Here is a 23,874-nt window from a genome sequence, read left to right as displayed (position 1 = left end):
CCTCTTATTTCTGTTCGATCCGGCGGCGGATTTCTTCAATCGCAGCCTCCGGGCTGGTCAATACTGGAATATCCGTGCGAGCACGCACCGCATCCACGGCACCAGCCATGGAAAACTGGGCCAGCAGAATGACATCGGCGTCTTCAACTGTGGCGGCAGTGTCGGCAATCAAACGATTATGGGCACCATCATCGCCTGCTTTCTTTGCATCAAGCGCACCATCGCAGAAAATCGACGAGATCTGCGCAGTGCTGCCCTTTTCGCGGGCCGCCTCGCGGAATTCATCCTCCATCCCACCGGCGGCTGGTGGGAAGGTATAGAGCATCACAACACGGTCCCCGTGGGAAAACGCCGTATCGAACATAGCTTCGTTGGGTTTCATGACAGGGATGTTAGATTCAAAGTCTGCTCGCTCGATGGCCGAGCCAAATGCCGAACAGGTAAACAAAACTCCGTCTGCTCCAGCTGCTTCTGCATAACGCGACAAATCGACGATCCGGCGAACGAGATCACCTGACAACTCGGCCGATTTCGCCCGATCAACAGACAACCCCTCTTCGAGTATCGAAATTGTCTCAGCTTCGGGCCACAGCTTCGCCGCCGCTTCTTCGATCGGGTCTATTGCCACTTTCGTGGCGTGTATCAGGGCAACTCGAGGATGGTCAGCCATTGGATTTCTCTTGATAACTCGGCGACGCTGTAAGAGTGCAGCGCCGCCGGTAAATGCGGACGATTTGCCCGCAGGGAGGAACTCTAGGCAGCGATGCTTTCTCTCGCCACCGTCTCGGCGACAAGGGAGCCGAAAGAATCACAGTTAACGGATCCACCCAAATCGCGCGTTCGCTTCGCTGGATCATCAATCACTGTATCAACCGCCTCTGCAATCGCGTTACCAGCATCCATCAACTTCTGGATGCCGCGCTGTTCACCCAGCCAGGTCAGCATCATGGCAGCTGACAAGATCAAAGATGTCGGGTTGGCCACGTTCTGTCCCTGGATATCTGGTGCCGATCCGTGTTGTGCCTGGGCGCAGCACAGTCCAGTTTCTGCATTGGCATTGATCGACCCGGCAAGACCGAGGGATCCAGACAGTTCCGACGCCAGATCCGACAAGATATCGCCGTAGAAGTTGGTAGCGACCACAACGTCATACACTTCGGGTTTGCGCACCAGTAAAGCGGCGAAGGCGTCGACGATCAACTCCTCGGTTTCGACCTCTGGGAAGTCTTTTGCCACCTCGCGGAAGCAATCCAAGAACAGCCCGTCGGTCATCAGAAAAGAGTTCGCCTTGTGGATGGCAGCGATTTTCTTGTTGCGCTGCATCGCCAGTTTGAAGCCTTCGCGACAGATACGCATAGAGCCATGTCGTGTGATCTTGCGCACCGACAACGCCATGTCGGGATCGGGCATCATCTCACCAACGCCTCTAAACATGTTGCGATCGGGGTAAAATCCCTCGGTCGCCTCACGCATAATAACCAAATCCATACCGGGTGCTTTGTTCGGGATGAAGCTTCGGGTGCGTGCAGGGCGCACGTTTGCATAGAGGTCAAGGCCAATGCGGAAACCAGCAGAAACGTTGCGACCTCCTTCGGCCAAGGGTGGGTAGTCCATGTGGGACTGAGTGCCCAGGATCACGCCGTCGAATTCCGTGCGTGCCCGGTCCAACACGCTTTCTTGCAAGGTGATACCGTGCTTTTTCAGACTGTCGAAGCCTGAGATCGCTTCCTCAAAAGTCAGCCCTAAATCAAAGCGATTGTTTGCAGCTTCGACAACCTCAAGGGTCGCTGCCATGATTTCCGGCCCAATACCATCGCAAGGCAGTGTCATAATACGCATATCAGTCTCCTATGATTGGCCAGTTAGCCAAATTCTTTGGGGGGCGCCGGCTTAGTCGCCGACGAATTCTTCTTCGTTGCGGGCGGCTTCCATACGCTTCTTCATTCTGCGACCCATCAGCATGGGCAGAACGAAGCCAGCAATTGCGATAAGCCACAGGATGATCGCCAGAGGGCTGCCAACAAGGATGAACCAGTCACCATCGGAGATTGTCATGGCGCGGCGCAGGTTCACTTCCATCTGGTTGCCCAAAAGGATGCCGAGGATCACCGGCACCAACGACACGTCCAGCTTGCGCAAAACCCAACCAGCGACACCGAAGCCAACCATCAACATCACATCAAATGTCGAGCCTGTGATCGAATAGATGCCCACGAAGGAAATCATCGCGACGATCGGCATCAGGATCCGGGTCGGAACCATCAATACTCGGGTAAAGATGCCAACCAGCGGGATGTTCATCGCCAGCAGAATGAAGTTGGCGAGGAACAGCGATGCGATTAGGCCCCAGACAATGTCCGGGCTTTTCTGGAACAAAAGCGGACCCGGTGTAATGTTCAACTGTAGCAGTACTGCGAGCAAAACCGCTGTGGTTCCCGACCCCGGTACACCTAATGCCAACATCGGTACAAGCGCGCCACCGGAGGCAGCATTGTTGCCAGCTTCAGGTGCCGCAACGCCCCTTGGATCACCTTTGCCAAAGGTTTTGCCGTCACGGTCAACTGCTTGCTTTTCTAGCGAGTAAGCCAGAAACGAGCCCAGCGATGCGCCTGCTCCCGGCAGAACGCCCGAGAAAAAACCCAGACCCGTGCCGCGTGCCATCGAGGGGATGCAGCGCTTGATCATTCCGAAATCGGGCATGATGCGGCCAACCTTGGTCACTCCGGCCGAGCCAACGGCACCACCGCGATGATGTTCAAGGAAAATGAACACTTCACTCAGCGCGAACAGGCCGACGATTGCGATCAGGAAGTCGATACCATCGTAGAGATGAATGTGGTCGAACGTGAAACGTTGGGAGCCAGTTTGGCTGTCACTGCCGATCATAGCAATGCCAAGACCAAGCGCTGCTGCAAAGGCTGACTTCGCTTGGTTCGTCGATGAGATCCCACCAAGCGTTGCGAAGGCAACAGTGAACAACACAAAATACTCCGCGGGACCGAACAACAGCGCAATCTTAACCAGCTGGGGAGCCAGAATGACCAGACCGCAAGTTGCCACGAATGCGCCAACAAATGACGCAACGCCCGACAAAGACAGCGCCTCGCCTGCCTTGCCCTGCTGAGCCATTGGATAGCCATCCAAACAGGTCATCATGGCCGGTTCATCGCCGGGGATATTCAAGAGGATCGAAGAGATACGACCGCCATACATTGCGCCGTAGTAAACACTGACAAGCAAGATCAGCGACCCCGTCGCGTCCAGACCCAGTGAGAACGCGATCGGAATCAAGATCGCGACACCATTTGCTGGGCCAAGACCCGGCAGCGCACCCATCAGCGTCCCCAGAAAACACCCGACAACCGCCAGTAGGAGGTTTTGCGGGGTGAGTGCGATTGCAAAACCATCACCAAGAAGAGAAAGGATTTCCATGCCTAGTGCTCCTCAGAAACCAAGTGGACCTTTGGCCAAGGCAAGGCCGAGGATCAGGTGGAAAACGACATAGATACTTACCGATGTGCCGACGCCTGTGACGAGGGACCAAAGGGGTTGCGTCCCTAAGCGCCATGTCAAGTAAGCGGTTGCAAATACAGTAGAAATCAAGAAGCCAAATTCGGGAAGCGCCCAGCTGTAAATGAGCATGACAACAGCGGCGAAGACGATTTCAGCGAACTCGCGCATATGCGGCCATTCCGGTTCGTCATCGGGACGTAAAATGAAATAGAGCGAGCAGATGGCCACGATAGTGCCAACGATGTAAGGAAAAGCACGGGGCCCAACCACATCTACCATAAAGCTGTCTTTGATTGTTGATGCAGCCCAGATGTAAAAGATGGCCAAAGCCAAGCCGAAGCCGCCAAAAATGCGGTCACTCATGTTTCCCTCCCAAGAATTAAGTGAAGTGGGCTGACCCGATGCAGCGGGTCAGCCCTGATGGCATTAGTCGATGATGCCAATCTCTTTCGACAGCTTGGTTACATCTGCGATGCTACCAGCTACGAAGTTGTGCATGTCGTCGCCAAAGTTGTTGAACGGCGCGATTGCGGCGGCTTCGAGGGTCTCTTGGAAGCCCGGGTCAGCAACCAAGGTCTGGATCGCATTTGACCAGAACTCTTTCGCTTCGTCCGAGGCACCTGCAGGCATGTAAAGTCCGCGCCAGTTTGCACCTACGACATCATAGCCCAGTTCCTTTGCAGTCGGGATGTCTGGGTAGTTGGCCAAACGCTCTGGCGCCATGATGCCGATGATACGAATGTCACCCGACTCTAGGAAGCCCAGCATCTCAGAGAAATCGCCCGACAGAGCTTCTGTCGCACCTGAAAGCAACCCGGTCATTGCTTCACCGCCACCATCAAACGAGACGTACTTCAGTTGCGTAACGTCTTCCATGCCAGCTTCCCGAGCAACGAGCATCGGTTTAATGTGGTCAAAACTGCCGACAGAAGAGCCGCCAGCAATACCAACAGAACGCGGATCTTCAAGGATCGCGTCCATCATGTCGCTGAGGTCTTGAAATGGTGAGTCTGCACGCACTGCGATGGCACCGTACTCAGCACCGAAGGTCGCGAGGAAGTGCACATCGTCTTGCACGGCCCCCTCATAAATGCCCTGCGCGATACGTGCGCTAGTGGACATTGATGCAGCTACGATCAGATTGTTGTCTTCGTTGCGCTCTTTGGTGACGTGCGCGAAGGCAACACCGCCGCCGCCGCCGGACATATTGGTGACTTGCATCGAGTCTTCGATGACACCCAGATCAAACAGATATTTAGCAGTCGTACGGCAGATGAAATCCCAACCGCCGCCCGGATTAGAAGGTGCGATACATTGCGGGCTTTCAGCTTTGAATTCAGCCGATGCTGTGCCCACACCGGCCAGCAAGGCAACGGTTGCGAACGCGCTTGCACGAGTAAGTTTCATGAACACGAGTAATTCCTCCCATTTGTTCGTTGTTCGATAGCGCGATTCTCGCACTAGCGTCAGTGATTGCATATTAAGGCACCAAAAGCCAATCCTATTTTGCTTTTATACAGGCAAAAATCCACTTCTGGATGAGCGTCAAGCTAAGCTCAGATGACGACCTGACGCATAACATGCTGTTAAATTGTGCTTTTTACCGCAACCTCGAAGTTTCTGAACCCTACTTGCTTTTTGCCGCACCACCAAAAACCAATAATTACCACGCGGGATCTGAAAAAAGATGTAGACGAAAATGCAATTTTTTGCTTTTTATTCGCTATAAAGCCAGAATCTTGGAGCGCACTCTTGGCGTGAATCCAATCTGGGAAATGCCAACAAACAGTCGATTGGTGATAAGGGTGCCTGGACGGACAAGCGAGCTTTCAAAAAAAATTTCAAACCGACTTCTGCATGATATCGTGTCTGGCTCTATTCTTGCGGGACAACATATCAGCGCTCAACAGGTTGCCGACAGATACGGTGTTTCACGCACGCCAGTGCGCGAGGCTCTGATCAACCTAGAAAACCAGAGCGTCCTCATCCGGCAAACAAATCGCGGGTATTTTGTTGCAGACAAAATTCCTTCCAAAGTCAACGCAACCTTAGTTGATACGCCACCTGATGGACATGAAGACTATCAAGCACTGGCTAATGACTGGCTGACAAACCAGATCCCCGAGGACGTCACAGAACAATTTCTACGACAACGATACGGCTGGACCAAAACCAAGGTTAACGACCTTTTGGTCAGGGCGTCACGGGAAGGATGGATCGAACGCAAGGAGGGGTATGGATGGCGCTTTTTGCCTGTTGCCAAGACTCCGGAAGCCTTCGACCAAATCTACCGTTTTCGGATGGCAATCGAACCTGTTGCAATGCTCGAACCCACCTTCGAACTCGACCACAGAGTTCTGTCTGAGCAACGGCGGATTCAGGAAGGTATGTTAAACATGGACCTCAACTCCGCTCCGGACGAGTCATTGCTGAAAAACGGTTCGCTGTTCCATGAAGAACTGATCAAACTCTCCGGTAACCCGTTTTTCCTGATGTCATTGCAGAGGGTTAACCGGATGCGCCGTTTGATGGAATACAAGGCTGAAATTAACCGCGATCGCCTGATTGAGCAATGCTCAGAGCATCTAGAGATTCTTTCACTTCTTGAACGCGGAAGTGTTGCCGATGCCTCGTACCGGATGCGCCAGCACCTTAGCGGAGCATTGAAACGCAAATCGCCACTGGCTTGGAGTTGGGCGGCGGACAACCATTCAGAGATCGAACAAAGCCATGTCAAACGACGCTAGAATTGTGCCCACGATCCGCTCGATGGCGCTAGTTGCCCATGATCAAATGAAAGATCCCATGATCGAATGGGCGAATGCGCATAAGCCTGAACTGGAAAGATTAGAACTATTCGGTACCGGCACGACCGGGGGCCGGATAGCCAAAGAAGCGGGATTGCAAATCACTTGCTTAAAGAGCGGCCCGTTGGGAGGCGACGCCCAGATTGGGGCGTTGATAGCAGAAGAGCGTTTAGATGCTTTGGTCTTCCTTATTGATCCGCTTTCTGCCTTGCCCCACGATGTGGATGTGAAGTCGCTTTTGCGGCTAGCCACACTTTATAACACGGCTCTGGCCATCAACCCGGCAAGCGCAACGTTATTGGTACGTGCGGCAAGCATTGAACCGCCTAAAACAGTCTGAGGTTCCTGTCTTTGCAGCCGGAACATCGAAGGAGCGTAGTGATGGCGTGACGTGCCAGAAAGCAGTGGGAAAGAGGAGGATCATGATCCAGCGCGGTTGACTCGTTTGAGTAGCAAAACTGGTGAATAAATCAGAGTTGGCAAAAAATATCGCAGCGATTGCGAGAAAATGCTGCATCGGCAATTACCGCACCTACAAGAGTCCGGTTTGGCCCGCGACTTGATCCTTGCCTTCTAAATTCTTGCTGCGCCAGGATCAAATGGCAGGTATCGCCGCCGCCGAGTAGCATCATAAAGCAAGCATGTGCAGCAGAATTCGTGCTGCGAGCGCAACGGCATCCAAAAACTGGCGCTGGAGGCGGCTTATGGCGTTTAGTGTCCATTCAACCGCGACGATCCGACCTGACAAAGCCAACTTGGGCACGTTGTCCAACGCGATTTACAGATTTGCGGCAAGATCCACAGCAATGGCGAAATCCGTTCTGAAGGCAATACATGCAGCCCGGACGAAGTCGGTTTTGGCGAACATGAGCGATCAGCAATTGGCCGCGATCGGCATCAGGCGCTCCGAGATTCTGCAGTACGCGGAACGGCTCATGGCGCAGGAAACAGACGGAAAAAACCAAGACCAATGCGGCGGGCCCCAATCCGAGGATTGCTGGCGAACTTGAACAAGAATTGCTGGTCCTCGCTCCTCCCAGAGTAAGCCAGCAAAAGCAGCGGCGACGAAAAATATCAACAGGGACCGCCAATGCTTTTGGGCCAGCACCTTCACCTCCTCCCGAAGGTGCTCGCCCAACCCACGTCTGCAATCGGAGCGACAAGGCGATGGTCCATCTCGGACATCATCAAGACTTTGCCATTCGCCGACACTATCCAGCCGACCAAAACGAGATCTGCGATCACTTTCGACGGCTCGACGCCGAAGCTCGACGCGCGCGGTTCTGGTGGACTGTCAGCGACGAGCGTCTGACGACCTAAGTTCAGAGCATTCCTCATTATGACAGCATTCTCTGTGGCGCGTTTGCAAAAGGGCGTCAGAGGGGCGTCGCCGAACTCCGCGGTGACGACCAGACCGGATCTACAAAGACGGAAGCCGCCTTTTCTGTCGAACCTGATTGGCAAAACATCGGAATTGGTGATGCGCTGTTCGAGCGCATTATCGCAATCGCGCGGAAGTGGGGTATCAGTTCAATTGAATTGATGTGCCTGCGAGAGAACCGCCGCATGAGGTATCTTGCAGCAAAGCACAATGCTCGGCTGTGCATCGATCAGGGCGTTGCTAAAGCAGTTTTGCATCCAAACTGGTCATCGCCCTCCTCCCAAGCCGCAGAAGTCGTTGGTGAAGCCAGGGGATTTTGCTTGTTCATTTGAGTGGGGGGAGAAACAAACGTTCCGAAACGTTGCGTTAACACATACTCGAATACTCTCAAAGTCCCGCAAAGTGGACCAAGCACCGTTCTTGCCGGCTAGGCTCTCATCAAATGCCGGAAAGAGATCTAAGGTGCGACGCGACCTCGTCCGAACCGTGGCCGGCTTTCAGGCAGGCAAATACCACCGGCAGATCGCCCCGCATTCTCGCGGCGTCTCGGCGCATGACGTCCAAAGATGCCCCCACATGAGGGGCAAGGTCGGTTTTATTGATGACTAGGATGTCTGACCTGGTGATTGCGGGGCCACCCTTGCGTGGGATTTCCTCGCCTGCGGCCACGTCGATCACATAGATTGTCAGGTCCGCCAACTCCGGGCTGAAGGTGGCCGATAAGTTGTCGCCACCGGATTCGATCAGGACGACCTCGACGTCGGGGTGACGCAGCCGCATCTCGGCCACGGCAGCCAGGTTGATCGACGCGTCTTCGCGAATCGCCGTATGAGGACAGCCGCCGGTTTCCACTCCAATCACGCGATCCGAAGGCAGGATTTGCATGCGCATCAGAGCTTCGGCGTCTTCTTGTGTGTAGATGTCGTTGGTGATGACGCCGATCGAGTGATCGTCTTTCAAAAGTTCGGCAAGCCTCGCGGTCAGGGTAGTCTTTCCTGCACCGACCGGGCCGCCGATACCGATGCGCAAAGGGCCGTTGAGTTGTGTCATGATTGGAAGAGCCTCGGTTCAAGAGTTTCGTGGGCCATCGCGGAGATGTCTGAGAAAAAGGCGTTGCCAAAAACGTCCGTGGTGTCCGCATTTCTCGTGTCTTCGGCGACCTGAAGGCAAAAGGGCTGCAAGTTCAGGATCACCCGTTGACCGGCCGTCTGCCCGATGGGGCTCAGGCGAATGGCCGAGGAGGTCAGGTTTGCGACAAAGGCCTGCAGATAGAGAACGGCAGTCGTATCGATATCCAGCTCTGCCAATCTAGCGGCGCGACCGACGGCAACGGGCAACAGCATGTCAGGCAGCGCCAAACCCCAGACAGCATTAACCGTCGCAACAAAGGCAGCGCCCTGCCTTTCAGCTTCGCGCAGACGCTCTTCGGCGATAGCAAAGGAACGTGCTTTCGCGTCCATCTCCAATGGGTCGTCGGCAGCATAAGCCAGCCGCATCCAGATCGCATCAGCGCGGCCTGAGCCATCACTCAGGCAATCTCTCAGCCAGTCTTCCAAACTGGTCGCGTCGGCGGCAATCCAACCCTCGTTGATCGCTGTTTCAAGTCCGTGCGAATAGGCGAAGGCCCCCACTGGAAACGCGGGCGACAGCCATTGGGTCAGCGTCAGTAAGTGCGCATCAATGGGCGTGGGCATGGGCCGAGTGTCCGTGATCATGCGCATGGGTGCGCCCGTGACCATAGGCGCCGCCTTCCGGAGTGAAGGGTTCGGTGACTTGGGTCACCGTGGCACCGAGGTGGCTCAGCATATGAGCGATGACGGGATCATCCTGGATCAAAAGGCGGGTCGCCTCGATCTGACAAGGTGTGTGGCGGTTGCCGATGTGCCAGGCGAGGCGGGGCAGGTCTTGCCCGGAAACGGCCAAGAGGTTTTCGGGTGCCGCCGTCACCTTGACCAGACGTCCATCGCCCAGTTCCAGCACGTCGCCATCGTTCAGGGATACGGTCTGTTCGAAGTCTGCGACAAAGGACCAGCCTTCGGTCGTTGTCAGTTTCTTTCGCCGGAAAAATCGGGCGTCATACGTCAACGCGCAGTCCGCCACCGCATTGTCTGATGTGCCAGCGGGATGGAGCGTTTGTGCAATGGGAATATCGGTCATGAGGCCTCAATACAGAAAATACCGCTGCGCCATGGGCAGCTCGGTTGCAGGTTGGCAGGTCAGCAATTCGCCATCAGCCCGCACCTCATAGGTTTCGGGGTGCACCTCGACCTCGGGCATGGCGTCGTTCAGGACAAGATCCGCTTTGCCGATACCGCGCGTGTTCTCCACCGGCAAACTTGTCTTGGCCAATCCAAGCGCATCTCCCAGTCCTTCGGAGTGTGCCGCCTCGGAAACAAAGGTCACGGCATTGGCTTCCAGCGACCGGCCAAAGGCCCCGAACATCGGGCGGGTATAGACCGGCTGCGGTGTCGGGATCGAAGCGTTTGGATCGCCCATCTGCGCACACACAATGCTGCCGCCCATAAGGATCATCTCAGGCTTCACACCGAAAAACGCCGGGTTCCATAGGACCAGATCGGCGCGTTTGCCTTCTTCGATCGAACCGATGTGCTTTGACAGCCCGTGCGCAATGGCCGGGTTGATCGTGTATTTCGCGATATAGCGACGGACGCGGAAATTGTCGTTGTCGCCGACCTCCTCGGCCAAGGCGCCCCGCTGTTTCTTCATCTTGTCAGCGGTTTGCCAGGTGCGAATGATCACTTCGCCCACACGCCCCATGGCCTGGCTGTCTGAAGCGATGATCGAGAACGCCCCCATGTCGTGCAGGATGTCTTCGGCGGCGATGGTCTCGCGCCGGATGCGGCTTTCGGCGAAAGCCACATCCTCTGGGATGGATTTGTCCAGGTGATGGCAGACCATCAGCATGTCCAGATGTTCGTCCACTGTATTGACCGTAAAAGGTCGGGTCGGGTTGGTCGACGACGGCAGAACATGGGCCTCGCCACAGATCTTTATGATGTCAGGGGCATGGCCGCCCCCAGCGCCTTCGGTGTGGAAGGCGTGGATGGTGCGGCCCCTTATGGCGGCGATGGTGTTTTCGACAAAGCCGGATTCGTTCAGCGTGTCGGTATGGATCATCACCTGAACGTCCATGTCGTCCGCCACAGATAGGCAACAGTCGATAGCGCCGGGCGTCGTGCCCCAATCCTCATGCAGCTTCAACGCGCAGGCACCGCCCTTGACCTGTTCCTCTAAAGCGGCGGGGAGCGACGCATTCCCCTTTCCCGCAAAGGCGAGGTTCATCGGAAACGCATCCGCCGCCTGCAGCATCCGCCCAATGTGCCACGGTCCCGGTGTGCAGGTCGTGGCCAGCGTGCCATGGGCCGGGCCAGTGCCGCCGCCCAGCATTGTGGTTAGACCAGAATACAGAGCATCCTCGATCTGTTGCGGGCAGATGAAATGAATGTGGCTGTCGAACCCACCGGCCGTCAGGATCTTGCCTTCGCCAGCGATGGCTTCAGTGCCAGGGCCGACGATGATGGCGACGCCGGGTTGTGTGTCTGGGTTGCCCGCCTTGCCGATCTTGTGGATCTTGCCGTCTTTCAAACCGACGTCCGCTTTGTAGATGCCGGTTGCGTCCACGATCAGCGCGTTGGTGATGACGGTATCCACCGCACCCTCGGCGCGCGTGGTCTGCGCCTGACCCATCCCGTCGCGGATCACCTTGCCGCCGCCGAATTTGACCTCTTCGCCGTAGGGGCCTGTCAGGTCCTTTTCCACTTCAATGATCAGGTCAGTATCGGCCAGCCGCAGCTTGTCGCCGGTGGTGGGGCCGAACATGGCGGCGTAGTCAGAGCGGGGGATTTGGGTGGGCATCAGAGATCTCCCATCACAAGCTGGTTGAACCCGAAGACACGCCGTGCGCCGCCAATCAGGATCAGTTGCACCTCGCGCCGTTGACCAGGTTCAAACCGCACGGCTGTCCCGGCTGCGATATCCAGACGCATGCCGCGTGCGGCGTCGCGGTCGAAATCGAGCGCCGCGTTGGCCTCGCCGAAATGGTAGTGTGAGCCGACCTGTACCGGTCGGTCGCCCGTATTGGCGACCATTAGCGTGATCGGCTCCGCCCCTGCGTTCAGAGTGACCTCACCGTCCGCCGGAAAGAGTTCGCCGGGGATCATTGGCGTCTCCGAACCCGGATTGCCTTGCGCTTGGCCATGAAGGCCGCCGCGCCAATCAACAGCAATGCGACGGGTACGGCCCAATCTGCTGAATGCCCATGCGGCAGGCTGGCAGGATGGGCCAAGGCGGGGGAAGCCAGAAACAAAGCGGGAATAGCGTAACGCATGAGAGACTCCTATCGGATGGGATTGTGGACGGTGACCAGCTTGGTGCCGTCCGGAAAGGTGGCTTCGACCTGCACTTCGTGGATCATCTCGGGGATGCCGGCCATGCAGTCGTCGCGGGTGATGACCTCGGCGCCTACCTCCATCATGTCGGCGACCGAGCTGCCATCGCGAGCGCCTTCGACGACCGTGTCGGTGATCAGCGCGATGGCCTCGGGGTGGTTCAACTTGACGCCACGGGCAAGGCGCTTGCGGGCCACTTCGGCAGCCATGGCGATCAGCAGTTTGTCTTTTTCGCGGGGGCTGAGTTGCATGGGTCAGAATCTCCAGGATTTCGGCAGGGTGGTTTCGGTCAGGCGTTCCAGCACCGGCACCAGCCATTGGCGCAACAGATAGGAATCGGCGGCAAGAAGTCGGATGGTCAAAAGATCGGGCGCGACAAGGCTTGCGCCGCCGGTCTTTGGCAAAAGTTGCCGGACAATAGGCAAAAGCGCCTCGGCACGCGGGCCGAAGTAAAGGGCGCTGGCAAGGGCGGTCATGCCGCCTGCGATGGCCGGACGGTCAAGACTGGCGCTGATTGATCCGGTCAGGTTAATGCGGTCCCAATAGATCGGGCGACCATCGTGGCGCAGGGTGATCCGGTCGCGAAAACTGCCCGAGATACGGGTTTCGCCCATGGCGCGTCGACCGAAGACGACGGGTTCGACCAGCACGGCCTCGGCTCCGTCGGTGACGTCCACGTCAAGGCGACGGTTGAGACAACCACCGTCAAACATGATCAACTCTTGTGGCAACCAATGCAGTACCGCGCCCATGGCGACAGACAGGCGCGTGCTGACACACGCAGCGCCAGATGTGCTGCGATAGGCACGTTCTGCGGCTTGGGTTGTCAGGATCAGGTGGCTGTCCGGCCCGGCGCTGGCCGAAGCCTCAAACCGGTCGCCGCCTGTTAATCCGCCCGAAGTGTTCAGCACAATGGCTTCGACGGCATCCTTGCGACGCGGAAAAGCCACCTTGCTAGCGCCCGAGGTTCTGAAGCGGTTTATGCCCGTACGTCCGTCACGGCATTTGGTCGACAAGGTCATGGCACCGATGGATCTCGGGGCGGTGTTCGCCTCTCGTGATGCCAGATGTGGTTGACCCATGCGTTTGTCGCCCCCGGTACTCGACCCGCATGGTTCACCATGCAGATTGGGGGGTGATCCACCGCTGCGCGCCGGGAAAAAGACCAATCCCGGAGTTCTGCCTATTTGCTGTGCGAAAGTGACCCCACTCGCCCAGAAGTTCAGCAATGATGAGATGCCGACACGGAAATGCCTGAATGACGTGTCGAACGGGTGACAGGGACTTCGTCTGTTAAGTGTGCGTTAGCCATAAGGCGGCAGAAAGCTTGATTGCTGACTCTTAGGTCGTTCATGATCGGATCATGAGCAGTTTGAAAACCTTTCTGGTCCTGCTTCTTATCCTGCCGAAGCAAAGTCCGGCGGCAGATGATCCCCTGATGTCTTCATTCGCGGCATGTGCAGGACGGTTCTCGGCCGAGTTGGAACATGCCTGGCTTATGAATGATGACCGCACGGATCAGATCGCGCATCGCCGGGCGCAGTTCATCGACCTTCTGAACACGACGGTGCCCGACGATCAACGACGTCATGCCCTTCACCTGCGTATCGACGCCAAGATGGCGCATGCGAAATTGCTGTCCGCCGCCAGATTCTCACACGATGCGGATCGCTCCAAATGGGCGGTGCGGCGTGCCCGGGCCGAGATCGTCTATTGCACAGGATTCTTGCTTGAAAGCTGAAGCGCCCAAAGATTTGGCGTTTCTTTCGCACAATAAAATGGCGAACCCGCGAAAGTCTGCGCAATTTTTGACGGATTGACGCCAGGGGCCGTTTTCCAACCCCCGCTGATCTCGCAGTCGCAGCAATTTCCATGGAACGACTTCTTCCGGGATCACACAAATCCCGTTGAACGTGCGATGGTGCTGGCCTTGCAATTCCAAAACACCACCGCACTCCGCAATTAGATTGCGTGGGGGGCATATGGGGGATCACACCCTTGAAAGCAACGCTTCCCCGCGCAGTGCCTGAAGGAAAACTGCGATGAAAAAGACACTTCTTAGTTCTGCTGCCGTCCTGGCCGCTTCGATGCTGCCGGCCATGGCGCAAGACTGCCCGATCAAGGTGGGAGTGCTGCACTCCCTGTCCGGAACCATGGCGATTTCAGAAACAACACTAAAAGACACGATGGAAATGCTGATCGAACAGCAAAACGCCAAAGGCGGCGTTCTGGGCTGCGAGTTGGAGGCCGTCGTGGTCGACCCGGCGTCGGACTGGCCGCTCTTTGCCGAAAAAGCGCGCGAGCTGATTTCGGTACACGAGGTTGACGTGATTTTCGGCAACTGGACATCCGTGTCGCGGAAATCGGTTCTACCTGTGATCGAAGAATTGAACGGACTTCTGTTCTATCCGGTTCAATATGAAGGCGAGGAATCCTCAAAAAACGTCTTCTACACCGGTGCCGCCCCCAACCAGCAGGCAATCCCGGCGACGGATTACTTTCTGGAAGAACTTGGCGTCGAGAAATTCGCGCTTCTGGGCACCGACTATGTTTACCCCCGGACGACGAACAACATCCTGGAAAGCTATCTTCAGCAGAAGGGCATCGCCGAGGACGACATCTTCGTCAACTACACGCCCTTTGGTCATTCTGACTGGTCCAAGATCGTCTCGGACGTCGTGGCTCTTGGTGCGGATGGCAAGAAAGTCGGCGTGATTTCAACGATCAACGGCGACGCAAACGTGGGCTTCTACAAGGAACTCGCGGCTGCTGGCATCAGCGCCGACGACATTCCCGTCGTGGCCTTCTCGGTCGGCGAGGAAGAATTGTCGGGTCTCGACACCTCCAACCTTGTTGGTCACCTCGCAGCCTGGAATTACTTCCAGTCAGCAGACACCGATGCCAACGCCGAATGGGTCGAGGCCTGGAAAGCCCGCATGGGCGACGAGCGTGTGACGAATGACCCGATGGAGGCGCATTACATCGGCTTCAACATGTGGGTGAATGCGGCGACCGAAGCAGGTACCACCGATGTCGATGCCGTGCGCACCGCCTTGTACGGGCAGGAATTCCCGAACCTGACTGGTGGCACCGCGGTCATGCTGCCGAACCACCACTTGGCCAAGCCGGTTCTGATCGGTGAGATCACCGAGGATGGTCAGTTCGACATCATCAGCCAGACGGAGGAAGTGCCGGGCGATGCCTGGACGGATTTCCTGCCGGAATCGGCGGTGCTGAAATCCGATTGGGCGGAACTCGATTGCGGGATGTACAACACCGAAACGTCGTCCTGCGTTCAGATCAAGTCGAACTACTAAGCATGGTGGGTTGAAAACCCACCCAACGGGTGCGGCGAATGTCGCCCCCAGAACGCCTTACGGGGGCTGAACTATCCATGTCGCTTATACGTCGGTTCAACATCGGTTTCATGTCGGTGCTTCTGTGCGCTCTTGCCTTGCCACTTTCGGCGCAGAACGCCGAGGCGCCGATCCAGCAACTTTTGCAAGAACATGGCGAAATCATCGCCAAATCCTCGCGCAAGACCATCGGTCCTGCCATCGACGCGCTTGCCTCCAGTGGTCTGGTCGAGGCCCAGGTCGTGCTGGAACGCTGGCAAAACAAAGAGATGTGGCGCGACAAGGACACCGGGCTTTTCGTCTATGGCGAAGCCTCGGGCAAGGAATTGACGGCGTTCGACTTTGCCGATGGCGCGGAACTTGGCACTTTCGTTGCCCGTGACTTCAAACAGTTGAAACCCAACAGCGGCATTCGCGGCATGATCGGCGCGGCCCTGGTGCAATTCCAACTATCAGGGTCCTTTGCCGAAAAGATGCAGGCCCTGAATGCGATCGAGCGTGACTCGGAGGCGTCCCATCTTGTGGCCCTGACCAAAGTTCTGCCCAACGAAACGGACCAGTCTGTGCAAAGTCGCATGGAACGCCTTCAGGGACTTTTGACAATCCGCTTCGGCGCGACCGACGAGGAGAGGATTGCTGCCATCCAGCAGTTTGACGGCGATCTTGGTGTCGATGTCCGGGCCGCATTGAACCCGCTTTTGGCCGTGAAGGTCGAGGCTTCGGCACAAGCACCCGAGGGCGATGACATCGCCCGCATCCTGACCGTCGGCAGCGACGACCTGCCGCGCGAGTCCGCCTATGACCTTCTGGTTGCCGCCGATCTGGCGAAACCCCGGATCAACCGGTACGACAAGCGGAACGCGCTTTTGGCCAACATCTCGGAGGGATCGGTCGCGGGGGTTCATGTGGCGACGCTGAACAGCGAAGACGCACGCGACCTTGCCTATGAAGCTTTGGCCGAACAGGGCGTGGTAGACCCTGTGGCCACCGAAGCCGAGGTGGATGAAACCCTGGCAGGCTTCACGTTCTACGAACGCTACAGCGGCTCGCCTTCAGTGGCCGTTGCCGCGGCGGCGGTGCTGACGGGCATCGAAAACAAGGTGGCATTCAACCAGGCATTTGACCTTGGCCTTGACGCCCTGTCGCTCGCTTCGATCTACTTTCTTGCCGCCATCGGTCTTGCTATCACCTTTGGCGTGATGCGCGTGATCAACATGGCCCATGGCGAGTTCATCATGATGGGCGCCTACACCGGCTACGTCGTCCAGCAGATCATCCCGGATTACACGATTTCCATTATCGTCGCCTTGCCGCTGGCCTTTGCCGTCACCTTCGGCGCAGGGGTCACGATGGAACGGCTAGTGATCCGCCACCTCTACCATCGCCCGCTGGAGACGCTTCTGGCGACTTTCGGGATTTCCATTGCCCTGCAACAGATCGCCAAGAACATCTTCGGCACGCAAGCGCGGCCCCTCACCTCGCCCGGCTGGCTGGACGGATCGCTGGTGTTCAATGACATCGTGTCGATCAGCTATATCCGGATCGCAATTTTCGTTTTGGCGCTTTTGTTCATGGCGCTATTCCTTTTCGTCATGAACCGCACTCGATTGGGGCTGGAAGTGCGGGCGGTGACGCAGAACCCCCGCATGGCGGCCTCGATGGGGATCAACCCTGACAGGATCAACATGCTAACCTTCGGCTTCGGCTCGGGTATTGCCGGGATTGCGGGTGTGGCGATTGGGCTTTACGCCAAAGTGACCAGCGAGATGGGCGCGGACTATATCGTGCAAAGCTTCATGACCGTGGTCGTGGGCGGCGTTGGCAACATCTGGGGCACGCTTCTGGGCGCGACCATGGTTGGCTCGCTGCAAAAAGGGATCGAATGGCTGAACCCCTCGAACACACTGGCCGCACAGACCTATATGATCCTCTTCATCATCCTCTTCATCCAATTCCGGCCGCGCGGGATCATCGCGCTTAAAGGCCGGGCGGCGGAGGCATGAGCATGGCGGAACTGACAGCAGGCCCTGTGCGTCGCACACCTTTCGTGGTGCGTTATCCGTCGGTGCTTATCTTTCTGGCCTGTCTGGGGCTGTTCACCCTGGGCGTGACGATCCTGTCCGAAGGGTTCGGTATCGGCGTCATCTCAACCAGTTTCGTCAAGACCCTGGGCAAGACCCTGTGCCTCTGCCTCGTCGCGCTGGCGATGGATCTGGTCTGGGGCTATTGCGGTATCCTGTCCCTTGGGCATATGGCCTTCTTCGGAATGGGCGGTTACGCGATAGGCATGTGGCTGATGTACGAGCGGACGCGTCTGATCGTCGTCGAGAGCCTCGCCGCCGGAGGGCTGCCGCCAACGCCCGAAGAGGTCTCCAGCGGGATCGCTGGCCAGATCTTCGGTGTCGTCGGAGCCTCGGAATTTCCGCCGATCTGGGCCTTTGCCCATTCTCTGCCGCTGCAACTGGCCGCCGTCGTACTGGCGCCGGGGCTTCTGGCGCTGGTCTTTGGCTGGCTGGCCTTCCGCAGCCGGGTGACAGGTGTGTACCTTTCGATCCTGACGCAGGCGATGACGCTGGCGCTGTCACTGTACCTGTTCCAAAACGACAGCGGATTGCGCGGCAACAACGGTCTGTCAGGCCTGCAGAACCTGCCGGGGTTGGAGAGCACTAGTCAGGCCATCGTTTCGGTCTGGTTCCTTTGGGCCTCGGCCCTGGCTCTTGGACTTGGATACGTGCTGGCGACTTGGATGGTATCGGGCAAGTTCGGCTCGGTCCTGCGCGGCATTCGGGACGACGAAGCGCGGGTGCGCTTCCTTGGCTATCCAGTCGAGGCGTTCAAGCTGTTTGTCTTCACCGTATCGGCCGTGCTCGCTGGCATTGCAGGCGCAATCTACTACCCACAGGCGGGCATCATCAACCCGGCGGAACTGGCGCCCATTGCCTCGATCTATCTGGCGGTCTGGGTGGCCATCGGCGGGCGTGGGAGATTGTACGGAGCCGTGATCGGCGCGGCTTTCGTCTCGCTCTTGTCGACCTGGTTTACCGGCGGGCAAGCCCCTGACCTGAACATCGCCGGGTATCGCATTCAATGGGTCGATTGGTGGACCGTCCTGTTGGGGCTGTCCTTCGTGGCGGTTACGCTTTTCGCACCGAAAGGCATTGGAGGGCTGTTCGACGCCTTGGCAGCGCGTCGCAACCCCAATCGGCATGGGCGCGACCTGGGGCCGGGCCACGGTTCTTTGAGAGAAAAGGAGGCAGATGCATGAGCGCGCTTCTTGAAGTCTCGGGCGTGTCGGTCAGCTTTGACGGGTTCAAGGCGCTGAACAACCTGTCGTTCAGCATTGACAGGGCCGAATTGCGGGCGGTCATCGGCCCGAACGGCGCGGGCAAGACCACCTTCATGGATGTGGTGACCGGTAAAACCCGGCCTGACGAGGGCCATGTGCTTTGGGGCGAACCGCCCGTGTCCTTGCTGGGCAAATCGGAAAGCAAGATCGCCATGGAAGGGGTCGGGCGCAAGTTCCAGCGACCCACGGTGTTTGAGGATCAGACAGTTCAAGACAACCTGATGATGGCGCTGAAAAAGTCGCGGTCGCCGCTGGCCGTGCTGCTGTTCAAACCCGAAACACCGGACTTTGCCCGGGTCGAAGAACTGGCGGATGTCATTGGGCTGGACGCGGTTCTGTCACGGAAATCTGGCGAGTTGTCCCACGGGCAAAAGCAATGGTTGGAGATCGGGATGCTCTTGGCACAGGAACCGAAGCTGTTGCTGGTGGACGAACCTGCGGCAGGCATGACGACCGCAGAACGTCAGAAGACCACGCAAATTCTGCGGGACGCGGCGAAGACCCGCGCTGTCGTCGTAGTGGAACACGACATGGATTTCGTACGGCGTTTGGATTGCAAAGTGAGCGTGCTGCACGAAGGCTCGGTTCTGGCCGAAGGCTCGATCGATCACGTCACCAAGAACCAGCAAGTCATCGAGGTGTACCTTGGCCGATAGTTTCCTCAGCATCCGCGATCTGACGCTGCACTATGGCGGCAGCCAAATTCTGAACGGCGTGGATTTCGACGCGGCCCAGGGCGAGGTCACCTGCTTGATGGGCACTAATGGCGTAGGCAAGACGTCGCTGTTAAAGGCACTGGCGGGCACCCATCCCCGGTCGGGGGGCGACTATGATCTGGACGGCCAAAGCATCGGAAAGCTGAAGGCCTTTGACCTTGCGCGGAAGGGCGTTGCCTATGTGCCCCAGGGGCGCGAGATCTTTCCGTTTTTGACGGTGCAGGAAAACCTTGAGACGGGATTTGCCTGCCTGCCAAGTGGCGAACGCAAGGTGAAGGACGAGATTTTTGATCTGTTCCCCATTCTGAAGAAGTTCCTGCAACGGCGGGGCGGTGACCTTTCAGGCGGCCAGCAACAGCAACTGGCGATCGCGCGCGCGCTGGTGTCGAACCCGAAAGTGCTTCTTCTGGATGAACCGACCGAAGGTATCCAGCCGAACGTCATCCAGCAGATCGGCGGCACCATCCGCATTCTGAAGGAACGCGGGAACATCGCGATCGTCCTAGTCGAACAGTATCTGTCCTTCGCCTATGATCTTGGGGATGCCTTCGTCGTGATGGAGCGCGGTGCCGTCAAACTGAGCGCGCGAAAGCCGGAACTATCACTCGAAAAGCTGACCGCCAGCACGTCTTTGTAGTACGCAATGGCAGGGTGATCTGTATACTATTCTTCCCTTCATAACCGGTTTTACCGCTTCAAGGCCGTAAGTCTGTTCCAAACCGGCGAACGGCAAGTGCCATTCGCCGACGCGGGTCAGATTTCAATCTGCTCCGCAATAGTGAGAGCATCTTCCAACTCAACGCCAAGGTAACGCACTCTACTGTCAATCTTAGTGTGACCCAGCAAAAGCTGCACTGCGCGGAGATTCCCTGTCTTACGGTAAATCTCCGCTGCTTTGGTTCGGCGGAGTGAATGGGTCCCGTAACCGCTCGACTCCAATCCAATCGCAGTCACCCAATCTCTGACAAGCCGACCATGCTGACGCGTTGAGATATGGGGTCGCTCGAGGAAACGGCTCGGAAACATGAAGCTACAGCCCATCATCTTTGGCGACTTGACCCAAGCATGAACCGTATCCTGTGTGTTTTCCGTCAGTTCGAATTGTACTGGTTTCTTGGTTTTGCTCTGGACCACTGAAACCCGTTCTCGAGCACGGATCGCCCAGACCTGCTTGGGAAGCAAGGGTCGTTTCTGGCCGATGATCCGCCCCTTGTTTCATGCTCTGCGCTTTGGGGTGACTGCGGGAAGTTGAACTCTAGGCATAATGTTCCCTCCAATCCGCCCTCCGCATCCAATCATCGGCACCACGCCAACGAGACAATTGTACAATCGAATCGGATGCCTGCTGTCCGAAGCCCACTCTACTTGAGTTCTCGGTGCATGCATTGAACCGCTTTGAGTTCGTTGGCGGACATAGGTTGTGATGCACCCCAGAACGGAATCAAGGCGCGTCAGCCCCACCGTGGAAGCACCGGTCCGGTGGGCCGACGCTTGCACGGATTTTCACGGATCACTGCTTCAGTCCACAACCTGTGAATCCGGGCGCACATTCTTGCTAGGCAATATGTGAATGGCCGAATTCAGCGCTGTGCCGTAACACAAGAATTCGTGCGTGCGCAGAGATTTCCGTGTTGCGAGCGTACGCAGCGAAAAAACCCGAGGTACAGGTTGGGCACGCTGCCGCCATTCTCCGCGGTGGTCATCGATTGGTGGTAAGAGCCCTTACCTGCTGTCGACCGAGCTTCGGACTTTTGCATGTGCGGCACGTAGCGAACCGCACATTCCGGACGTTCAGACCCGAGCGGCAAATGGTAGGTGAGCGGACTAAGCCGCCACTCGCCGCACCGTCCACTAAGAAGCGCTCCGCGAACTTTGCGGACCCTGGAACAGCCTTTGACACAACAATTTGGAACGCCGCAGTTAACCGCGTGCACACCAGCATTGATTTCGAAAAGGTCCCAATGCCATCATCTTCTAAAAGTAGGAGGGGATTAGATGTGGAAACCAATCATATTTGCTTTTTTGATTGTCGTGACTGGTGCCGCAGCGGCTATGTCGCACGATGTGCGGGATCCAGCGGCTTTGCAAAAACCGCTTATTCAGGACTTGCTAACCGAGTCGCTCAAAAGCACTGAGGGCTTGGAGGTTGTCGTGAGCCATGTTGCCCTACCACCAAACCTCACTTTACCAATGCATTGGCATCCCGGTGAAGAATTTGCCTACATTCTGCGGGGCAGCGTCACCCTCATCCTAGACGGCGAAGGCGAACAAGAAGCTTTTTCAGGTGACGTTGGCGTCGTTCCGTTGAAGAAAGTGCACACCGCTCGCTCAGGGGACGAAGGGGCAACCATTTTGGTGTTCCGTGTCCATGAGGAGGGCCAGCCAGGCAGAGTTTTGGTCAGCGACTGATTTTCAAGACAAAGGCGAAACATCCTTTACCGAATGCATGGTTGTCGGAACCGGGGGGGTGCCGTTTGCCTTCACACTTGCAACCCTGCTTTTTTCCACCCGCTGCGCCAGCGATCAGCGCAGGTTGGAATAGAGAATAATGGTAAACGTGTTGTCTCGGTTATCGAAGCCGCATTCGGAGCGATTTCGTTCAATTTGACAGCCGCTGTTTTTGCCGCATCTATGTCATCGAGCTCAGCAAGCGAGGCAATCAGCATCAGGTGGCTCATCAGGAAGGTTGCACGCACAGACAAGGCTTCGCGACAGGCCTGCGCGGCTTCCTCATAACGTCCCAAGTGAAACAAGGCGGCACCCTGTCCCATGAAAGCGGCGTGCCGCAATGGATCACCCGGGCTGAGTTCGACAGACCGGACTGCATGTTCCAGCGCCTTGTCAGGGCGATTCAGCAAATAAAGATTTGCAGCGGCGAGCATGTGGACCGTCGCCGCGTTGGGATTTTCCGACAATGCTTCCTTAAAGGCTGTCCGCGCACGGGACAGGTCTTGTGCCAGCATAGAGATCGAATGTGCGGCATAAGCCTTTGCAATGCCGTCCGCGCGATCGCTCCGCAGCACCTGCTCTGCGGCCGCGACAGCTGACTTGGGTCCCTGATCTACAGGTTCCAAACCTTGCACAAGACGTTGGATATGAAGCCATGCTAGCAAGCCCGCTGCGGAGGCGTATTCCGGATCTCGATCCAAAGCCAGTTTTGTCAGTCGTATTGCCTCTATGTTGTCTTGGTCAGTCAGCAAGTGGAAATGTGATAATGCTCGGAGGTAGAGCTCGTATGCCTGTAAGTCCTTGGTGGGTTTTGCACGCGCACGATTTGTTTCAGCGTGCCGCACCGATGGTTCAATAGCTGTAACTACGTCTTCGGTGACTTGATCTTGAAGATCAAAGATGTCGTCGAGCACACCGTCAAAGCGGTCCGCCCACAAATGGCTCCCATTTTCGGTATCTATGAGCTGTCCCGTGATGCGGACGCGCTGCCCGGAACGCCGAACGGAGCCTTCCAGTACATACCGAACCCCTAAGTCGCGGCCCACGTCGCGGATGTCCGTGCTTTTCCCCTTATAAGCAAAAGAAGAGTTTCGTGCGACGACCATCAACCAACGAAACCGAGATAGCTCAGTTATGATGTCTTCCGTTATGCCATCGGCAAAGAACTCCTGCTCCGGATCACCCGACATATTGTCGAATGGGAGCACTGCGATTCCCGGCCTCACATCCGCTTTGATCGCGAGATTGGCTTTCGTACCCTTTGGCCAACACCAGATTCCAACATGCCGCGTGATGTTTTTCAGTTCGGTTTGCTCTCCGCCGTCGAATAATCCCGCATCGTTACGGTCAAGGCTGTTATGTGACGTATCTGAAAAGAGCACTTGTCCCGGCTTCGCGAGAGCCTCCAGACGCGCCGCAACATTGATGCCGTCGCCGAAAATGTCATCGCCATCGGTTACCACTTCCCCTGTGTGAACCCCGATGCGCAGTTTGATGTGGTCAGGTTTGTGGGCGGACTGAACTGCAATCGCGCAAGCTGCTGCTTCAGATGGTGATTGAAACTCGACGATCCAGCCGTCGCCCATGCTTTTGATCAGTGAACCATTGGTATCTTCCACGATCGGGAGAAACGTGTCCTCGCGGAAGGTCTTTAATGCAGCGACTGTGCCAGTACGGTCCTGATCCATCAGCGCGGAATAGCCCACAATGTCGGCGGCCAATACCGTCGTGAGACGTCTTCCCATTCACCCCTCCTCTTTGCAATGAAGTTAGCTCGGTGGGTTGCTTCTGTCAGCCCATTCGTCAGATTTTGAAAAGCCGTAGGCTCCAGACTCATTGATTTACAGCCAGAATAGGACTGTAGCAGCGAGAGCGATGGCCGAGAGGAATACCTTTGG

25 protein-coding genes are annotated in these 23,874 nt (G+C 56.9%); 10 read left to right on the top strand and 15 right to left on the bottom strand.

Translation table 11 applies throughout. The features are described 5' to 3' along the window. Nucleotides 1-4: 4 nt before the first annotated feature. The 5 genes from AC2FIM_RS14465 to AC2FIM_RS14445 form a co-directional block, all read right to left on the bottom strand. Nucleotides 5-670: an aspartate/glutamate racemase family protein gene (locus AC2FIM_RS14465; RefSeq protein WP_271952443.1), complete on the bottom strand. Its 666-nt coding sequence runs from the start codon at nt 668-670 to the stop codon at nt 5-7. 83 nt (nt 671-753) lie between these two features. Then, nucleotides 754-1,839, bottom strand: a complete 1,086-nt coding sequence (locus AC2FIM_RS14460; RefSeq protein ID WP_142639041.1) for an isocitrate/isopropylmalate dehydrogenase family protein — start codon at nt 1,837-1,839, stop codon at nt 754-756. 51 nt (nt 1,840-1,890) lie between these two features. Further along, nucleotides 1,891-3,432 (bottom strand): tripartite tricarboxylate transporter permease, encoded by a 1,542-nt coding sequence (locus tag AC2FIM_RS14455; protein ID WP_271952440.1) that lies wholly within the window; start codon nt 3,430-3,432, stop codon nt 1,891-1,893. Between the two features lie 12 nt (nt 3,433-3,444). Further along, complete coding sequence (locus AC2FIM_RS14450; protein ID WP_142639045.1) at nt 3,445-3,876, bottom strand: tripartite tricarboxylate transporter TctB family protein; 432 nt, start codon at nt 3,874-3,876, stop codon at nt 3,445-3,447. A gap of 63 nt (nt 3,877-3,939) precedes the next feature. Further along, nucleotides 3,940-4,920: a Bug family tripartite tricarboxylate transporter substrate binding protein gene (locus AC2FIM_RS14445; protein WP_496679850.1), complete on the bottom strand. Its 981-nt coding sequence runs from the start codon at nt 4,918-4,920 to the stop codon at nt 3,940-3,942. A gap of 131 nt (nt 4,921-5,051) precedes the next feature. Between AC2FIM_RS14445 and AC2FIM_RS14440 the strand changes: the two genes are divergently transcribed. From AC2FIM_RS14440 to AC2FIM_RS14430, 3 genes are all read left to right on the top strand, one after another. Next, on the top strand, nt 5,052-6,260 hold the full coding sequence (locus AC2FIM_RS14440; protein ID WP_496679846.1) for a GntR family transcriptional regulator: 1,209 nt from the start codon (nt 5,052-5,054) through the stop codon (nt 6,258-6,260). Further along, on the top strand, nt 6,244-6,660 hold the full coding sequence (locus tag AC2FIM_RS14435; protein WP_142639050.1) for a methylglyoxal synthase: 417 nt from the start codon (nt 6,244-6,246) through the stop codon (nt 6,658-6,660). Before AC2FIM_RS14440 ends, AC2FIM_RS14435 begins: the two co-directional genes overlap by 17 nt. A gap of 989 nt (nt 6,661-7,649) precedes the next feature. Beyond that, nucleotides 7,650-8,033, top strand: a complete 384-nt coding sequence (locus tag AC2FIM_RS14430; protein WP_416383945.1) for a GNAT family N-acetyltransferase — start codon at nt 7,650-7,652, stop codon at nt 8,031-8,033. A 106-nt stretch (nt 8,034-8,139) separates the two neighbouring features. On the opposite strand, the gene ureG is transcribed toward AC2FIM_RS14430, so the two are convergent. The 8 genes from ureG to AC2FIM_RS14390 are packed head-to-tail and all read right to left on the bottom strand — an operon-like array spanning nt 8,140 to nt 13,192. After that, nucleotides 8,140-8,751 (bottom strand): urease accessory protein UreG, encoded by a 612-nt coding sequence (ureG, locus tag AC2FIM_RS14425; RefSeq protein ID WP_271952430.1) that lies wholly within the window; start codon nt 8,749-8,751, stop codon nt 8,140-8,142. After that, nucleotides 8,748-9,395 carry an urease accessory protein UreF gene (locus tag AC2FIM_RS14420; RefSeq protein ID WP_271952428.1) on the bottom strand — a complete coding sequence of 216 codons (648 nt, stop codon included), beginning with the start codon at nt 9,393-9,395 and terminating at the stop codon, nt 8,748-8,750. Before AC2FIM_RS14420 ends, ureG begins: the two co-directional genes overlap by 4 nt. Next, entirely contained in the window at nt 9,379-9,858 is a 480-nt protein-coding gene (locus AC2FIM_RS14415) for an urease accessory protein UreE (protein ID WP_271952427.1), read from the bottom strand. The genes AC2FIM_RS14420 and AC2FIM_RS14415 overlap by 17 nt, the downstream gene beginning before the upstream one ends. A gap of 6 nt (nt 9,859-9,864) precedes the next feature. Beyond that, entirely contained in the window at nt 9,865-11,577 is a 1,713-nt protein-coding gene (gene ureC / locus AC2FIM_RS14410; RefSeq protein WP_496708364.1) for an urease subunit alpha, read from the bottom strand. Continuing rightward, nucleotides 11,577-11,882 carry an urease subunit beta gene (locus tag AC2FIM_RS14405; protein ID WP_281995608.1) on the bottom strand — a complete coding sequence of 102 codons (306 nt, stop codon included), beginning with the start codon at nt 11,880-11,882 and terminating at the stop codon, nt 11,577-11,579. The genes ureC and AC2FIM_RS14405 overlap by 1 nt, the downstream gene beginning before the upstream one ends. After that, on the bottom strand, nt 11,879-12,049 hold the full coding sequence (locus tag AC2FIM_RS14400; RefSeq protein ID WP_185956729.1) for a hypothetical protein: 171 nt from the start codon (nt 12,047-12,049) through the stop codon (nt 11,879-11,881). The genes AC2FIM_RS14405 and AC2FIM_RS14400 overlap by 4 nt, the downstream gene beginning before the upstream one ends. A 9-nt stretch (nt 12,050-12,058) precedes the next feature. Further along, entirely contained in the window at nt 12,059-12,361 is a 303-nt protein-coding gene (locus tag AC2FIM_RS14395) for an urease subunit gamma (protein WP_271952423.1), read from the bottom strand. Nucleotides 12,362-12,364: 3 nt separating this feature from the next. Further along, nucleotides 12,365-13,192 (bottom strand): urease accessory protein UreD, encoded by an 828-nt coding sequence (locus AC2FIM_RS14390; RefSeq protein ID WP_496708363.1) that lies wholly within the window; start codon nt 13,190-13,192, stop codon nt 12,365-12,367. A gap of 281 nt (nt 13,193-13,473) precedes the next feature. Here AC2FIM_RS14390 and AC2FIM_RS14385 point away from each other — a divergent pair, with 281 nt between their 5' ends. The 6 genes from AC2FIM_RS14385 to urtE all read left to right on the top strand — a co-directional run bounded on the left by AC2FIM_RS14385 (nt 13,474) and on the right by urtE (nt 20,165). After that, nucleotides 13,474-13,851 carry a hypothetical protein gene (locus tag AC2FIM_RS14385; protein WP_142639066.1) on the top strand — a complete coding sequence of 126 codons (378 nt, stop codon included), beginning with the start codon at nt 13,474-13,476 and terminating at the stop codon, nt 13,849-13,851. 301 nt (nt 13,852-14,152) lie between these two features. Further along, entirely contained in the window at nt 14,153-15,427 is a 1,275-nt protein-coding gene (urtA, locus tag AC2FIM_RS14380; RefSeq protein WP_142639068.1) for an urea ABC transporter substrate-binding protein, read from the top strand. A gap of 110 nt (nt 15,428-15,537) precedes the next feature. Further along, the gene (gene urtB, locus AC2FIM_RS14375) at nt 15,538-17,469 is read left to right on the top strand and encodes an urea ABC transporter permease subunit UrtB (RefSeq protein ID WP_496679881.1); all 1,932 of its coding nucleotides are present in this window, start codon (nt 15,538-15,540) and stop codon (nt 17,467-17,469) included. A gap of 2 nt (nt 17,470-17,471) precedes the next feature. Then, the gene (gene urtC / locus AC2FIM_RS14370; RefSeq protein WP_142639070.1) at nt 17,472-18,731 is read left to right on the top strand and encodes an urea ABC transporter permease subunit UrtC; all 1,260 of its coding nucleotides are present in this window, start codon (nt 17,472-17,474) and stop codon (nt 18,729-18,731) included. Further along, nucleotides 18,728-19,468, top strand: a complete 741-nt coding sequence (urtD, locus tag AC2FIM_RS14365; protein ID WP_496679878.1) for an urea ABC transporter ATP-binding protein UrtD — start codon at nt 18,728-18,730, stop codon at nt 19,466-19,468. Before urtC ends, urtD begins: the two co-directional genes overlap by 4 nt. Continuing rightward, the gene (urtE, locus tag AC2FIM_RS14360; RefSeq protein ID WP_142639074.1) at nt 19,458-20,165 is read left to right on the top strand and encodes an urea ABC transporter ATP-binding subunit UrtE; all 708 of its coding nucleotides are present in this window, start codon (nt 19,458-19,460) and stop codon (nt 20,163-20,165) included. Before urtD ends, urtE begins: the two co-directional genes overlap by 11 nt. A gap of 116 nt (nt 20,166-20,281) precedes the next feature. Here urtE and AC2FIM_RS14355 read toward each other — a convergent pair whose 3' ends face one another. Then, a complete protein-coding gene (locus AC2FIM_RS14355; protein WP_246097292.1) occupies nt 20,282-20,731 on the bottom strand; it encodes a tyrosine-type recombinase/integrase in 450 nt (149 codons plus the stop codon). 792 nt (nt 20,732-21,523) lie between these two features. On the opposite strand from AC2FIM_RS14355, the gene AC2FIM_RS14350 reads away from it, so the two are divergent. Continuing rightward, the gene (locus tag AC2FIM_RS14350) at nt 21,524-21,937 is read left to right on the top strand and encodes a cupin domain-containing protein (RefSeq protein ID WP_142639076.1); all 414 of its coding nucleotides are present in this window, start codon (nt 21,524-21,526) and stop codon (nt 21,935-21,937) included. Nucleotides 21,938-22,008: 71 nt separating this feature from the next. Here AC2FIM_RS14350 and AC2FIM_RS14345 read toward each other — a convergent pair whose 3' ends face one another. After that, nucleotides 22,009-23,721 (bottom strand): adenylate/guanylate cyclase domain-containing protein, encoded by a 1,713-nt coding sequence (locus AC2FIM_RS14345; protein ID WP_496708361.1) that lies wholly within the window; start codon nt 23,719-23,721, stop codon nt 22,009-22,011. Nucleotides 23,722-23,874 lie beyond the last annotated feature (153 nt).

Source organism: Ruegeria sp. CDSC052 (assembly GCF_059610685.1).
Note: the sequence above shows the minus strand (reverse complement) of the source record. Positions and strands in the feature narration are given on the sequence as shown.

Bases quoted from the DNA above. Each gene is read 5' to 3' on its own strand.
- AC2FIM_RS14465 (WP_271952443.1), bottom strand. From the start codon at position 670: ATGGCTGACCATCCTCGAGTTGCCCTGATACACGCCACGAAAGTGGCA.
- AC2FIM_RS14460 (WP_142639041.1), bottom strand. From the start codon at position 1,839: ATGCGTATTATGACACTGCCTTGCGATGGTATTGGGCCGGAAATCATG.
- AC2FIM_RS14455 (WP_271952440.1), bottom strand. From the start codon at position 3,432: ATGGAAATCCTTTCTCTTCTTGGTGATGGTTTTGCAATCGCACTCACC.
- AC2FIM_RS14450 (WP_142639045.1), bottom strand. From the start codon at position 3,876: ATGAGTGACCGCATTTTTGGCGGCTTCGGCTTGGCTTTGGCCATCTTT.
- AC2FIM_RS14445 (WP_496679850.1), bottom strand. From the start codon at position 4,920: ATGAAACTTACTCGTGCAAGCGCGTTCGCAACCGTTGCCTTGCTGGCC.
- AC2FIM_RS14440 (WP_496679846.1), top strand. From the start codon at position 5,052: ATGAGCGTCAAGCTAAGCTCAGATGACGACCTGACGCATAACATGCTG.
- AC2FIM_RS14435 (WP_142639050.1), top strand. From the start codon at position 6,244: ATGTCAAACGACGCTAGAATTGTGCCCACGATCCGCTCGATGGCGCTA.
- ureG (WP_271952430.1), bottom strand. From the start codon at position 8,751: ATGACACAACTCAACGGCCCTTTGCGCATCGGTATCGGCGGCCCGGTC.
- AC2FIM_RS14420 (WP_271952428.1), bottom strand. From the start codon at position 9,395: ATGCCCACGCCCATTGATGCGCACTTACTGACGCTGACCCAATGGCTG.
- AC2FIM_RS14415 (WP_271952427.1), bottom strand. From the start codon at position 9,858: ATGACCGATATTCCCATTGCACAAACGCTCCATCCCGCTGGCACATCA.
- ureC (WP_496708364.1), bottom strand. From the start codon at position 11,577: ATGCCCACCCAAATCCCCCGCTCTGACTACGCCGCCATGTTCGGCCCC.
- AC2FIM_RS14405 (WP_281995608.1), bottom strand. From the start codon at position 11,882: ATGATCCCCGGCGAACTCTTTCCGGCGGACGGTGAGGTCACTCTGAAC.
- AC2FIM_RS14400 (WP_185956729.1), bottom strand. From the start codon at position 12,049: ATGCGTTACGCTATTCCCGCTTTGTTTCTGGCTTCCCCCGCCTTGGCC.
- AC2FIM_RS14395 (WP_271952423.1), bottom strand. From the start codon at position 12,361: ATGCAACTCAGCCCCCGCGAAAAAGACAAACTGCTGATCGCCATGGCT.
- AC2FIM_RS14390 (WP_496708363.1), bottom strand. From the start codon at position 13,192: ATGGGTCAACCACATCTGGCATCACGAGAGGCGAACACCGCCCCGAGA.
- AC2FIM_RS14385 (WP_142639066.1), top strand. From the start codon at position 13,474: ATGAGCAGTTTGAAAACCTTTCTGGTCCTGCTTCTTATCCTGCCGAAG.
- urtA (WP_142639068.1), top strand. From the start codon at position 14,153: ATGAAAAAGACACTTCTTAGTTCTGCTGCCGTCCTGGCCGCTTCGATG.
- urtB (WP_496679881.1), top strand. From the start codon at position 15,538: ATGTCGGTGCTTCTGTGCGCTCTTGCCTTGCCACTTTCGGCGCAGAAC.
- urtC (WP_142639070.1), top strand. From the start codon at position 17,472: ATGGCGGAACTGACAGCAGGCCCTGTGCGTCGCACACCTTTCGTGGTG.
- urtD (WP_496679878.1), top strand. From the start codon at position 18,728: ATGAGCGCGCTTCTTGAAGTCTCGGGCGTGTCGGTCAGCTTTGACGGG.
- AC2FIM_RS14350 (WP_142639076.1), top strand. From the start codon at position 21,524: ATGTGGAAACCAATCATATTTGCTTTTTTGATTGTCGTGACTGGTGCC.
- AC2FIM_RS14345 (WP_496708361.1), bottom strand. From the start codon at position 23,721: ATGGGAAGACGTCTCACGACGGTATTGGCCGCCGACATTGTGGGCTAT.